The sequence below is a fragment of the Streptosporangium sp. NBC_01469 genome, from assembly GCF_036227305.1.
Taxonomy (GTDB): domain Bacteria; phylum Actinomycetota; class Actinomycetes; order Streptosporangiales; family Streptosporangiaceae; genus Streptosporangium.
Genome location: NZ_CP109465.1, coordinates 5,748,124 through 5,760,620 on the forward strand (window position 1 = coordinate 5,748,124; position 12,497 = coordinate 5,760,620).

The following is a 12,497-nucleotide window of genomic DNA, read 5'->3' on the forward strand; positions in this document are numbered from 1 at the left end:
TCAGCCCCCGGAGAGCTTCATCTTGTCGTCGAGACGCTTGTCCACCGCGGCGAGCCCGGCGTCGAGGTCGGTGGCCGAGCCGTTCTCCCACTTGACCAGGAACTCCTGCAGCGAGTCCTGGTTGAAGGTGCTGTTGACGTTGGCCGGGACCGTGCTCGTCTTCGGGTGGGCGAAGATGTCGAGGAAGGTCTGGAAGTTCGCGTCCTTGACCAGGTCGGGCGACTCCAGCGACGCCTTGGTGGTCGGCACGTTGCGCAGCGCGTTGGAGAGCGTGACCAGCGCCGAGGTGTCGGTGGTCAGATACTTGACCAGCTCCCAGGCGGCCTGCGGGTTCTTGGCGCCCTTGGGCACCCCGATCACGGTGCCCGCGGTGAAGCCGCTGCCGTACAGGTCGGGCTTGGTGTCGGAGACCGGGAGCGGCGCGGTGCCGTAGTCGATGTCCTTCGCCTCGTTGGCGATCATGGCGTTGCGCCACTCGCCGTCCAGGACCATGGCGATCTTGCCCTTGTAGAAGGGGTGGTCGGCCGACCACTCCTGGCCCAGGCTCTTGCGGAACTTCTCCAGCTTGTCGTACCCGTACCAGTCGACGAGCTCCTTCTGCCAGCGCAGCAGCTCCTTCCACGCCGGGTCGGAGCCGACCGCCGAGGTGCCGTCCGGTTTGTACCAGGTCGCGCCGACCATCGGGGCCAGGTGCGAGGCGGAGTTCTCGTAGTACTGGAAGCTCGGCATGAACCCGGCGACCTTGATGGTCCCGTCGGCGTCGCGGACGGTGAGCTTCTTGGTCAGCTCGGTCAGCTCCGAGAGCGTCTTGGGCGGCTCGGAGCCCTTCATCAGGGCCTTGTTGTAGTAGAGCCCGTACGCGTCGGCGAGCAGCGGCATCACGCACCGCCTGCCGTCGTACTCGGTGTAGGAGCGCGAGACCTCCGGCAGCACGGACAGGTCGATGCCGTCCTGCTTGATCACCGGGGTGAGGTCCTGGAACGTTCCGCTGCGGCACCACTGGGCCACGTTGTCGGTGGTGAACGAGGAGGCGACGTCCGGGGCCTTCCCGCCGCGCACCGCCTGGGTGATTTGATCGTCCTGCACGCCCTTGACCAGCTTGACGGTGATCTGGGGGAACTTCGTGCGGAATCCTGCGATGGCGTCCTCGAACGCCTTGACCTCGGCGGGCGCGGAGAACCCGTGCCACAGCTCGATGGTGGAGGCCGGCAGCGCGGCGGAGGCGGAGCCCGAGGGCTTGGGCTGCGAGCCCAGCGCGGGCGCGCTCTGCGTGCCCGCGGTGCAGGCGGTCAGGGTGGTGGCCGTCAGGGTGGCCAGGGCGAAGGTGAGAAAGCGTCGGTGCACGACGGCTGCCTCCTGGGGGTGATGGATCTGGCGGGGTTCCGGGCGGGGTCCGTACGGTTCGTGTGCGGTTGGGATCGCGGGCGGCCGGGGGTCAGGAGGGGACGGTGGAGCTGAAGACCTCGTCGCGGGCGGTCGCGAGGGCGAGGTCGAGCGCGCCGGCGAGGACGGGGTTGCCCTCGACGGTCGACAGCAGCAGCGGGGGCCGGGGGATGGTCAGGGCGTGGAGCTCGTGCTCGACGAGCTCGCGCAGGGTGTCGCCGCCGGCGAGGAGGGTCCCGCCGGTCAGCACGATGATCTCGGGGTCGACGACGGAGGTGATCGCGGCCAGCCCGACGGCGAGCCGGGAGGCGATGTCGCGCAGCCCGGCGCGGGCGTCGTCGGCGCGCCTTCCGGCGGAGGTGGAGGCCTGTACGGCGTTCAGCACCGCCTGCGTGGGTCCGGTGCCGCGCACGCCGTACGACCTGAGGATCTTGAGCACCGCCGGGCCGCCGGTGAGGGCCTGGTAGCCGTGGTTGGCGTAGCGGCCGGTGTCCCTGGCGGTCGGCGCGCCGGGGGTGGGCATGTAGCCGACCTCTCCGGCGCCGCCGGTGGCGCCCCGGTGCAGCCGGCCGCCGAGGACCAGCGCGGCGCCGAGGCCCTCGTCGGCCCAGAGCAGCACGAAGTCACGGTGGCCGCGGCCCACGCCGTGCGCCTGCTCGGCCTGGGCGACGAGGTTGACGTTGTTCTCCACGGCGACCGGCACGCCCAGGCCGTCGCCGAGGGTGCGGACCAGGTCCGGGATGTGCCAGCCGGGCATGTCCTTGCTGGTGGCGTACGCCATCTTCCCGGTGCCGGGGTCGATCGTGCCCTGCACGCCGATGACCACGCGCCGCAGCGCCGCGGGGGCGCCCGCGCCCTCCAGCGCGGCCCGGACCCGCTCCAGCGCGTCGCCGCCGGAGCGGCCGGGGCTGGGCAGGTGGTGCTCGCCGACCACGGCACCGGTGATGTCGGCGACCCTGACGTCGATGCCCGCGCGCGTGACGTCCAGCGCGGCGACGTGCGCGGCGGCGGGGTTGAGCCGGTAGACCTCCGCGGTGCGGCCGGGCAGCCCCTCGCGGATGCCGTCGAGCACGACCAGGCCCGCCTCCTGGAGACGGATGAGAAGCTGCGAGGCGGTGGGCTTGGACAGGCCGGTGAGGGCGCCGATCTCCGGGCGGGTGAGCGGGCCGCGCTCCAGCAACGCCTGCAGGGCGGCGCGGTCGTTGATCGCGCGCAACAGGCTGGGGGTGCCGGGGGTCGGCTGGGTCACTGGTCCTCCGCGTGCGTCCTTGCATCCACCGATGAAGCAGAGTTAGGAAACTTTCCTAACTTCGAGTGAATGTAAGGAACCCGGCGGATTCTCGTCAAGCAGGCAGGGAACGCCGCAATCAAGCTGTGATGACGGACGGGCGGGTAAACTTCTCGACGGACCTGCTAGGGTGATGGTTTGTCATAACAACCAGCGCAATGGCCCGGAGTATCCCATTACTAGCAACGATAATGGAGCGACGGCAACCCGTCAAATCGAGCTGGCCAGGGAGCAAGAGTACGTTTCCTGCCTTTATGCCCGGCTCGATCTACTGCGCGAGCGCACCCAGCGACAGCTGGACGGCGTCCTCGCGCAGGGCGGAAGTGGCGGCACGCATCAGAACCGCTCCGAGCGCGACACCTTCGCGGGGATGTACGCCGAACGCCTGGGCCGCCTGTGGGCGGTCGAGAACGGCCTGTGCTTCGGCCGGCTCGACAACGCCGACGACACCTCACTCTACATAGGCCGCATCGGCATGGCCGACGACGACCAGCGCCGGATGCTGATCGACTGGCGGGCACCGGTGGCGCAGCCCTTCTACGGCGCCACCCCCGCGGCCTCGATGGGTGTCACCCGGCGCAGGCACCTGCAGACCAAGGGCCGCACGGTGATCGGGGTCGACGACGACCTCCTGGACATCGACAGCCTCACCGAGGAGGACGTGGCCACCCTCAACGGGGAGGCCGCGCTGCTGGCCTCCCTGGGGGCCAGGCGCACCGGCCGGATGCGCGACATCGTGGCCACCATCCAGTCGGAGCAGGACCGCATCATCCGCTCCGACCTGAACGGGGTGCTGGTCGTGCAGGGCGGTCCCGGCACCGGCAAGACCGTGGTCGCGCTGCACCGCGCCGCCTACCTCCTCTACACCCACCGGGAGAAACTGGCCCGCAGGGGCGTGCTCATCCTCGGGCCGAACCTGACCTTCCTGCGCTACATCGAGCAGGTGCTGCCCTCCCTGGGCGAGACCGACGTGCTGCTGTCGACCGTCTCCGAGCTGTACCCGGGGGTCGTCCCGGGGCGTAAGGAGCGTCCCGAGGTGGCCGCGGTCAAGGGCGACGCCCGGATGGCCCAGGTCGTCGCGCGGGCCGTGCGCGAGCGGCAGCGGGTGCCGCGCAAGCCGATCGAGATCAAGCTCGACCGCTACACCCTCAGGCTGGAGGGAAACGTCCTGGAGGCCGCCCGCAACCGGGCGGCCCGCTCCAAGAGGGCGCACAACGAGGCCCGCGCGGTCTTCGTCCGCCACCTGCTCAACGCGCTCGCCCGGCAGGCCGCCCGGCAGCTCGGCAAGGGGATGATCGACGACGACGAGCTGGCCGACATCCGCGAGGACCTCCGCACCGAGCGGCCCGTCAAGGCGGCCCTGAACCGGCTGTGGCCCTACGTCACCCCGCAGCAGCTCCTGATCGGGCTGTTCACCTCACGCGAGCGCCTCGACCACGCCGCCGCCGAGTTCGGCGAGGCCGAGCGCGAGCTGATGCTGCGCGAGTCACCCCGCCAGGGGGAGAACTGGTGGGCCGAGTCCGACGTGCCGCTCCTGGACGAGGCCGCCGAGCTGCTCGGCGACATCGACCCCGCGGTGCTGCGGGCCGGGGCGTGGATGGCCGAGGAGGAGCAGGCGGCGCGGCGCGCCGCCGCGCTCGACGAGCGGCAGCACCAGCTCGCCTACGCCAAGGAGGTCCTGGAGCTGACCGGCCTGTCCGACATCATGGACGCCGAGAGGTTCGCCGCCCGCCACCTCGGCGACGACGTCTTCCTGACCACCGCCGAGCGCGCGGCGGCCGACCGCACCTGGGCCTTCGGCCACGTCATCGTCGACGAGGCGCAGGAACTGTCGCCGATGGACTGGCGGATGCTGATGCGCCGCTGCCCGACGCGGTCGATGACGATCGTCGGCGACCTGGCCCAGACCGGTTCGTCGGCCGGGGCGCGCTCCTGGGGCCGGGTCCTCGACCCGTACGTCGCGGGGCGCTGGCGCGAGGAGACCCTCAGCGTCAACTACCGCACCCCGGCCGAGCTGATGGCCGTGGCCGCCGACGTGCTCACCCTGGTCGACCCGGCGCTGACCGCCCCGGCCTCGGTCAGGGAGACGGGGGCGCGCCCGTGGGCGGCCTCCCCGACGGCCTCCCTCGGCGAGGTCGTCAAGGCCGAGATCGTCGAGGGCGGGCGGCTCGTCGTGATCGTCCCCGAGTCGCGTGCCGCGGAGTTCGGGGAGGTCGTGGTTCACTCCGTCGACGGCGCGGTGGCCGGGCCGGGGACGGCGGCCCTGGACGCCCAGGTGGCGGTGCTGACCGTCGCCGAGGCCAAGGGCCTGGAGTTCGACGCGGTCGTCGTGGTCGAACCGGAGCTGATCCTGGGCGAGTCCCCGCGCGGGGCGAGCGACCTTTACGTGGCGTTGACCCGCGCCACCCAGCGGCTTGGCATCGTGCACGACGGCCCGCTTCCCGATGCCCTCGTTCGACTTGAGAGACATCGGATCACATGAGACCATTGACGGCTCTCGTCGATCATGTCCCAGCTGCGAAAACTTGATGTTTCCGCTGTTAGTGACACGGTTGACATCTGCGCTGGGCTCGGTAGTTTGCTGCCCAGTCCAGCACGGGACTGGCCGGTCGGCCGCCTTTCGACATCGCCGTCTCCTGCGCCCGTGACGGGGGATCACCCCGTCCGTACAGCCAGGCGCAGGACCGGCAGTCCGTCGAGGCGGGGCACTCCTTCCGGGCGGGGGGTTGGACCCAGGAGGGGTCCGGGCACCCAGTAGACAACGGCAATCCGCGCTCGCCGCCGACGGGACGGAACCGGTCCGAAGGGTCGTCCGGGCCCTCTTCCCGCTCCCGTGCGAGCGCCGCAAGCGTCGGGGCGGCCCGGGTGTCCAATTGGACACCCGGGCCGCCCCGTTGCCGCGTCTGGGGGCTATTCAGGGGGGTTTGAAGTGTTTTGTTGTTGTTTTTGGTTAACGTGTAGCGGGACTTTTGGGGGCGTGCCCGCTGGGCGGTAGCGTTCCGGCTAGGAAGACCGGCCAGGAAGACCAGGCGTCACCCGCCCGCACGACATCGCAAGGAGCCCCGCCCGTGGTGCAGGACAAGACGGCCGCCCCGGTACCGGAGGGGCTCGCGACGGGCGATCCCGCCGACGGTCCGGCACCCGGTTCGCCGAAGGGGCCGTCAGCCGGTCCCGGGGACGGCCCGCCCGGCGCGGGGGCCCCACCCCCGGGCTCGCGCCTGGCACTGCCCGCCCGTGTCGCGGGCGCGGTGGCCGGCGGCCTGCTGCTGTTCCTCGCCTTCCCGCCGCTCGGGCTCTGGTTCCTCGCGCCGCTCGGCATGGCCTCGGCGGTCCTGGCGGTGCGTGGCACCCGCCCGCGCCGGGGCACGTGGCTCGGCCTCCTCACCGGGTTCGCCCTGCTGCTGCCCGGACTGCACTGGGTGAGCCCGATCGGCACCGACGCCTGGCTGGGCCTGGTCGCCATGGAGAGCGCCTTCTACGCCCCCTGGGGGGCGGGCGTCGCCCTGGTGACCCGGTTGCGCCTGTGGCCGCTGTGGGGCGCCGCGCTCTGGGTGGCGGCCGAGTGGGCGCGGGGGCAGTTCCCCTTCGGCGGATTCCCCTGGGCGCGGGTGGCCTTCAGCCAGGGGGAGTCGATCTTCACCCCGTACGCGGCGCTCGGCGGGGCACCGCTGGTGAGCTTCGCGGTGGCCCTGTGCGGCGGGCTGCTCGCCCTGGCGGTGTCGCGCCTTTCCCCGTTCCCGGTCTCACCCTCGATCGCGGCTCCGGGCTCGCGCTGGGGGCGGGCGCTGGCCCTGCCGCTCGCCGGGGCGCTGGCCGTGCCGGCCGCGGCCCTCGCCGTTCCCCGGTACGGCGACGAGGGCAGGAGCGTGACCGTCGGCGTCATCCAGGGCAACGTCCCGGGCCGGGGCATGCACCCGCTGGGCGACGAGCCCGCCGTGGTCCTCGGCAACCACACCCGGATGCTCCACCAGATGGCACGGGACGTCCGGGAGGGCAGGACGCCCCGCCCCGACCTGGTCGTGCTGCCGGAGAACTCCACCGACATCGACCCGCTGAGCGACGAGTTCGCCCGGAGCGAGATCGACGCGGCGGTCAAGGACGTCGGGGTGCCCGTCCTGGTCGGCGCCGTGGTCAGGATCGGCGAGAAGAACCGGGCGACCCGCAGCATCGTCTGGGACCCGGTCACCGGCCCCGGCGCCCACTACGACAAGCAGCAGCTGGTCCCCTTCGGGGAGTTCACCCCGCTTCAGGGCCTCGTGCTGGCCCTGTTCGAGCGGGCTTCCCTGGTCGGCAGGCAGTCGGTGGCGGGCACCCGCGACGGCGATCTCAGGCTGGGCCCGGTGACCGTCGGCGCGATCAACTGCTACGAGGTGGCCTTCGACGGCATCGTGGGCGACACCGCCAGGACGGGTGCCACGCCGCTGGTGGTGCAGACCAACAACGCCACCTACGCCCTGACCAACCTGCCGCCGCAGCAGCTGGCCATGTCCCAGCTGCGGGCCGTGGAGCACAATCGGGCGGTGATCACTTCCGCGATTACCGGCATATCGGCATATGTGACTCCGAGCGGCTCGATCGCCTGGCGTACCGGCGAGCTGGTGCCCGCCATGAAGGTGCTGACCGTTCCGGTCAGGACCGCGCAAACCATCGCCACACGCGTGGGCGCGCTGCCCGAATGGGCCTTGATACTTGTGGGTGCGGGTGCGACGGCCGCCGCCTGGCGGCGCCGGACGCCCAGGGCGGGGCACCCCGTGAACCGGGAGGACGATCAGCAGGTGGGAGACGCGTGATGGAGCGGATGCTTGGTCGGGTGCTCGTCATCGTCCCGACGTACAACGAGCGGGAGAACCTGCCGCTGATCACCCGGCGACTGCGCGAGGCAGTGCCCGACGCCCACCTGCTGATCGCGGACGACGACAGCCCCGACGGCACGGGGGCGATCGCCGACAAGCTGGTGGCCGACGACGACCACGTCCACGTGCTGCACCGGCCGGGCGGCAAGCAGGGCCTGGGCGCCGCCTACATCGCGGGCTTCCGCTGGGGCCTGAAGGAGGGCTTCGGCGTCCTCGTGGAGATAGACGCCGACGGCTCCCACCAGCCCGAGGAGCTGCCCAAGCTGCTGGACGCGCTGGCCGAGGGGGCCGACCTCGCGATCGGCTCGCGGTGGGTGCCCGGCGGCAGGGTCGTCAACTGGCCGGCCTCGCGGGAGTTCCTGTCGCGCGGCGCCAACATCTACACCCGGCTCATGCTCGGCCTTCCGGTCCGCGACGCCACCGCGGGCTTCCGCGCCTACCGCGCCTCCGCCCTGGAGAGGGTCAGCCTGGACGACGTCGAGTCGCGGGGATACTGCTTCCAGGTGGACCTGACCCTGCGTACGGCCCGCGGCGGGATGCGCGTCACCGAGGTGCCCATCACCTTCGTGGAGCGCACCGTCGGGGCCAGCAAGATGAGCCGCGGCATCGTGGCCGAGGCCCTGTGGCGGGTCACCGTCTGGGGTGTCACCGGCCTGCCCGCCCGCCTGCGCCGCCGCCGCGGTCGCTGACCCCGCGGCCTCGCGGACGCGCCGTCCGGCCCTCCCGGCCGTCCGCGCCGCTCCCGCGAGGCCGCCCCCGGGGCTCCTCGGGGGCGCGATCCTGAGAGTCCGCTGAGGACGCCGTCCACGCTGAGCGAACGCGGAACGCGCCGTCGCCCCGGGACGTTGTTCATGTCGTACGGCTGTCGCATGAGTTGAGGCGAAAATGCGCATTCTGCTGTTCCTGACCTTCCTCGTGGTGCCGGTCCTCGAGATATGGGTGCTCATCCAGGTCGGTCAGGTCATCGGCGGGTGGCCCACGGTGGGCCTCCTGCTCGCCGACAGCCTGCTCGGCGCCTGGATCGTGCGCCGCGAGGGCCGCCGGGCCTGGCGCAACCTCCAGGGCGCGCTGCAGAGCGGCCGGATGCCCGACCGCGAGCTCGCCGACGGCGCGCTGATCCTCGTGGGCGGCACGCTGCTGCTCACCCCGGGCTTCCTCACGGACGTCCTGGGCTTCCTGTGCCTGCTGCCGTTCACCCGGCCGATGGTCCGCAGGCTCGGATCCTGGTTCTTCGCCCGCCGCGTCCGCACCCTCGTCGCGAGGAGCGCGGCGAGCGGCGGGCTCGGCTCGCCGTTCGGCGGCGCGGGCTCGCCCTTCGACGTGCTGCGCGACGCCGGGAGGCCCCCGGGCTCCGGGCCGGTCGTCCACGGCGAGGTCGTCCGCGACGAGCCGGGGGGCGCGAGAGCACCGGGAGGCACCGGAGACTCCGGCCGGGGTCTCAGCGACCGCTGAGCGCGGTCAGGTCGCGGCGAGAGGCGGAACGTCGGGGTTCAGCGGTCGCTGAGCGCGGCCGGGTGGCGTGGCGAGAGGCCGAACGTCATGCTCTCAGTGATCGCTGAGCGCGGCCGGGTGGCACGGCGAGAGCTGGAACGTCACGCTCTCAGTGATCGCTGAGCGCGGCCAGGCGGCGCAGCGAGAGGCGGAACAGGGCCGCGTTCAGCGGCCTGATCAGCCGCCAGCCGAGTCGCCCGGCCGCGCCGAACGGCACGTCGAGCTCCTCCTCCCAGACGATCGTGCTGCCGCCGCCCTCGCGGGGCAGCACGCGGAAGACCCCGGTGCCGCGCACCAGCCGCCCGGTGTGCCGGACCCCCACGCTCCTCGGCGGGTCCCACTCGGTGATCTCCATGGTGTCGAGGAACCCGGCCGGTCCCATCCCGGTGAAGGCCTCCAGGCGGCTTCCGGCGCTGTGGCCGTCCCCGGCGGTGACGTGCGCCCGGGTCAGGACCATCCACTCGTCGTGCCTCGGCCAGTCGGTCAGAACCGAGAACACCTGCTCGGGCCGGGCGTGCGCGTCCACCGAGACGCTGATGTGGGAACGGGTCATCCCCTGATCCTTCCCGCCGGCCGATGGCCGACCCCCAAGGCCCGCCGCGCTCGTGAGATCCTGCCGTGGACATTGACAGAAAAACCCTATTTTTCTACCTTTTAAGTCGGGATTTTACGTGAGTCGAAATCGCCCGGGGCGGTCCGTGGCCGCGGGAACGGGGAGAAGGGCGGGTTCGCACATGACCGCGTTCGCACAGGGAGCCGACGTGATCGAGGTCAGGCCGGTCGGCTGGGACGACACGGCGGCCGTGGCCCTGCGGGGGGCCATGACGGAGGAGATGGACGCCCGCTACGCCGACATGCTCGCCGTCATCGGCCTCGTGCCCAGTGGCATGAACGTCGAGCCGGAGACCGTCGCCTACACCGGGGTCGCCTACGCGGCGGAGGGCGTCGCGGTCGGGCACGTGGCGCTGCGCAGGCTCGGTGAGGATCTGGAGCTCAAGCGGATGTTCGTGGCCCCGTCCCACCGGGGCACCCGGGTGGCGCGGGCCCTGCTGGACGCGGCCGAGGACGCGGCCCGCGCGCTGGGCGCGTCCCGGGTGATCCTGCAGACCGGTCCCCGCCAGCCGGACGCGGTGAGGATGTACGAGAGGGAGGGCTACACGCCTGTCCCCGTCTTTCCTCCCTACGAGAGGCTCCCCGGCTCCCTCTGCTTCGAGAAGTCCCTCTGACGTTCCGCCGTCCTCTCACGGCGAAGGATTGGACCTCCCGGGCCCCGAGGGCCCGGCCGCACAGGCCCGCCGCCTTCTCACGGCAAAGGACGGATCTCCCGGGCCCCGAGGGCCTGGCCGCACCGGGCCGCACCGGCCGGTCCCCGGACACGGGTTCGCCGGCCCGGCCGAGGGGACGGCCGGACCGGCGAGATGCTCGCGGGCGTCTAGGACGCCGCGTGCTCCGGGCTGTCGACGTAGATCCGACCGAAGTCGATCGCCGGGGAGAATCCGGCGAAGTTGCGCTGGACCTCGGCTCTCTCCGCCGCGTTCGGGTTCGCGTTGGTGCAGCTCGTGCCCGCGCTCGCGCCGGACATCAGGTCCGTGCACCGGCCGGTACGCCGGTCGGGCAGGCCCAGGATGTGGCCGATCTCGTGGGCGGCGATCCGCAGCGGGTTGTGGCCCTCCGCGGTCGCCTGTCGTCCCATCCACACGGTTCCGCGACCCAGGCTGGTGGGCTGCGCACGGGGCCAGCCGTTGTCGGCGAGCACCACGAAGTCCGCGGGGCTGCCGGCCACCAGTCGTACGTTCGAGACGCTGGAGTTCCAGATCTGGGCCGCCTGGTCCACGGCGGATCGGAACTCCGCGGCCCTGCTCGCGTCGTACCTGAGCACGCGAACCGCTGCCGTACGGGCGTCCGCCGCGTGGGCGGGCGCGGCCTGGGCGGGGGTGACCGTCACCAGGAAGGCCAGCCCCAGGATGAGGGCGACGCCGAAGCGAATGATTCTCGACATTTCTAGCGGGTCTCCTCGGCCATCGGGGGGTTGCTCACGGGGAGCAGCTGGTGAGGAGGCGGGATCAGCCGGTGACGAGCGTCAGCCCGTACGCCGAGAGGATCTCGTTGACCGGCTGGTGGTAGGTCGTGCCGCCGACGCTGCAGTTGCCCGAGCCGCCGGAGGTGACACCCTGGGCCTGGCTGCCGGAGATGAACGAGCCGCCGGAGTCGCCGGGCTCGGCGCACGCGCTGGTGCGGGTCAGGCCGCTCACCGAGCCCTGCGAGTAGTTCACGGTGGCGCCGTGCTGCTGGATGGTGCCGCAGCGCCAGCCGGTGGTGGAGCCGGAGCGGCAGATCGAGGAGCCGACCGAGGCCTGGGTGGAGCCGCGAACGGTGACGTTGGCGCCGCCGGAGCCGCGGACGTAGGGGGTCATGGTGTGGCCGGGGGTGGAGACCCAGGCGTAGTCGTTGCCGGGGAAAGACGAGCCGTAGAAGGAGCCGGACGGGCTGCTGGTGACGCTGCCCGCCCTGCCGCAGTGACCGGCGGTCACGAAGCCGGGGGCGCTGCCACGACGCGCGGAGAAGCCGATGCTGCAGCGGCTGCCGCCGATGTAGTAGGCGTTGCCACCGATGATGTTGATGAAGGCCTGGGGCTTCTCGGTGGAGAGCGCCACCTTCACGGCGCTCTTGTCGGCGCCCGCGGCGGCGGCGAGGGCCTCGCCCGCAGCCTGGTTGCCGGCCTGGATCACGACGCTGTTGGTCGCGATGTCGACGTACCAGAGGGAGGCACCCGCCTTCGCCTCCGCCGACGCCCCGTCGAGCTTGGCCTTGACGGCTTCGAGGTTGGCGAGGGAACGGCCGACGATCACGGGCTGCGCGCCCTTGGCCCTGATGGCGCCCGCGTCGGCGGCGTCGGTGGTCGCCACGGAGAGCTGGGAGGCGTCGCCGTTGAGCCAGGCGCCGGCGTACTCGGCGCCGAGCTCCTGGGTCAGGGCGGCCTCGGAGGCGGCCGCGCGGTGCTCGTTGGCCAGGCGCTGGACGGCCTGCTCGGCGGTGAGGCCGAGGTCGCGCTGGAGGGCATCGAGCATGGCGGCCGGAGGCTGGGGGGCAGGGGGGGCGGATGCTGCGACGGCGGGCGCCACGGTGGCGACCAGGTACAGGGCCACGGTGGTGGCGCCGGCCAGGAGGGTACCTCGACGTAACATGAACACTCCTTGTGAGGGGTGATGTCAAGGTATTGGTGAGTGGCCCGTGGAGGGATCTCCCAAAAAATCCCTATCGCGATGTTATGGGGGCTTGATTGACTTTTCGGGCCTACAGCAGTCTGGGGCGCGGTGCCCGCGGACGCCTTCCTGTCGGGGCGGTGTGATGTGACCGAAACGGTCGAGGAATGTAGCCGAAACGGCGGGGGAGCGATGGACGATCATGTGTCTCCCCTACTCGCGCGGCCGGGGGGAACTCTGGAAGACTGGTCACCGCGCCTTCGGCGCACAGGTGCCGAT

Annotated in this window: 10 protein-coding genes; 5 read left to right on the top strand and 5 right to left on the bottom strand. The window is 71.9% G+C overall.

The features are described from left to right. Positions 1-1,344: an ABC transporter substrate-binding protein gene (locus OG587_RS25200; RefSeq protein WP_329079395.1), complete on the bottom strand. Its 1,344-nt coding sequence runs from the start codon at positions 1,342-1,344 to the stop codon at positions 1-3. Between the two features lie 91 nt (positions 1,345-1,435). Beyond that, the gene (locus OG587_RS25205; RefSeq protein ID WP_329079396.1) at positions 1,436-2,632 is read right to left on the bottom strand and encodes an ROK family transcriptional regulator; all 1,197 of its coding nucleotides are present in this window, start codon (positions 2,630-2,632) and stop codon (positions 1,436-1,438) included. A gap of 172 nt (positions 2,633-2,804) precedes the next feature. On the opposite strand from OG587_RS25205, the gene OG587_RS25210 reads away from it, so the two are divergent. From OG587_RS25210 to OG587_RS25225, 4 genes are all read left to right on the top strand, one after another. Continuing rightward, positions 2,805-5,153, top strand: a complete 2,349-nt coding sequence (locus OG587_RS25210; RefSeq protein WP_329094005.1) for a HelD family protein — start codon at positions 2,805-2,807, stop codon at positions 5,151-5,153. Between the two features lie 586 nt (positions 5,154-5,739). Continuing rightward, entirely contained in the window at positions 5,740-7,461 is a 1,722-nt protein-coding gene (lnt, locus tag OG587_RS25215) for an apolipoprotein N-acyltransferase (protein WP_329079398.1), read from the top strand. Further along, positions 7,461-8,213 carry a polyprenol monophosphomannose synthase gene (locus OG587_RS25220; RefSeq protein WP_329079399.1) on the top strand — a complete coding sequence of 251 codons (753 nt, stop codon included), beginning with the start codon at positions 7,461-7,463 and terminating at the stop codon, positions 8,211-8,213. The genes lnt and OG587_RS25220 overlap by 1 nt, the downstream gene beginning before the upstream one ends. A gap of 196 nt (positions 8,214-8,409) precedes the next feature. Further along, positions 8,410-8,976, top strand: a complete 567-nt coding sequence (locus OG587_RS25225; protein WP_329079401.1) for an FxsA family protein — start codon at positions 8,410-8,412, stop codon at positions 8,974-8,976. Between the two features lie 148 nt (positions 8,977-9,124). On the opposite strand, the gene OG587_RS25230 is transcribed toward OG587_RS25225, so the two are convergent. Then, positions 9,125-9,568, bottom strand: a complete 444-nt coding sequence (locus OG587_RS25230; RefSeq protein WP_329079403.1) for an SRPBCC family protein — start codon at positions 9,566-9,568, stop codon at positions 9,125-9,127. 181 nt (positions 9,569-9,749) lie between these two features. Between OG587_RS25230 and OG587_RS25235 the strand changes: the two genes are divergently transcribed. After that, positions 9,750-10,241: a GNAT family N-acetyltransferase gene (locus OG587_RS25235; RefSeq protein ID WP_329079405.1), complete on the top strand. Its 492-nt coding sequence runs from the start codon at positions 9,750-9,752 to the stop codon at positions 10,239-10,241. Positions 10,242-10,447: 206 nt separating this feature from the next. Here OG587_RS25235 and OG587_RS25240 read toward each other — a convergent pair whose 3' ends face one another. Beyond that, on the bottom strand, positions 10,448-11,014 hold the full coding sequence (locus OG587_RS25240) for a snapalysin family zinc-dependent metalloprotease (protein WP_329079407.1): 567 nt from the start codon (positions 11,012-11,014) through the stop codon (positions 10,448-10,450). Positions 11,015-11,078: 64 nt separating this feature from the next. Continuing rightward, complete coding sequence (locus OG587_RS25245) at positions 11,079-12,200, bottom strand: S1 family peptidase (protein WP_329079409.1); 1,122 nt, start codon at positions 12,198-12,200, stop codon at positions 11,079-11,081. Between the last annotated feature and the right edge of the window lie 297 nt (positions 12,201-12,497).

Excerpts from the sequence above, each read along its gene's own strand:
- OG587_RS25210 (WP_329094005.1), top strand. The coding sequence starts at position 2,805 with ATGGTTTGTCATAACAACCAGCGCAATGGCCCGGAGTATCCCATTACT.
- OG587_RS25220 (WP_329079399.1), top strand. The coding sequence starts at position 7,461 with ATGGAGCGGATGCTTGGTCGGGTGCTCGTCATCGTCCCGACGTACAAC.
- OG587_RS25225 (WP_329079401.1), top strand. The coding sequence starts at position 8,410 with ATGCGCATTCTGCTGTTCCTGACCTTCCTCGTGGTGCCGGTCCTCGAG.
- OG587_RS25230 (WP_329079403.1), bottom strand. The coding sequence starts at position 9,568 with ATGACCCGTTCCCACATCAGCGTCTCGGTGGACGCGCACGCCCGGCCC.
- OG587_RS25235 (WP_329079405.1), top strand. The coding sequence starts at position 9,750 with ATGACCGCGTTCGCACAGGGAGCCGACGTGATCGAGGTCAGGCCGGTC.
- OG587_RS25240 (WP_329079407.1), bottom strand. The coding sequence starts at position 11,014 with ATGTCGAGAATCATTCGCTTCGGCGTCGCCCTCATCCTGGGGCTGGCC.
- OG587_RS25245 (WP_329079409.1), bottom strand. The coding sequence starts at position 12,200 with ATGTTACGTCGAGGTACCCTCCTGGCCGGCGCCACCACCGTGGCCCTG.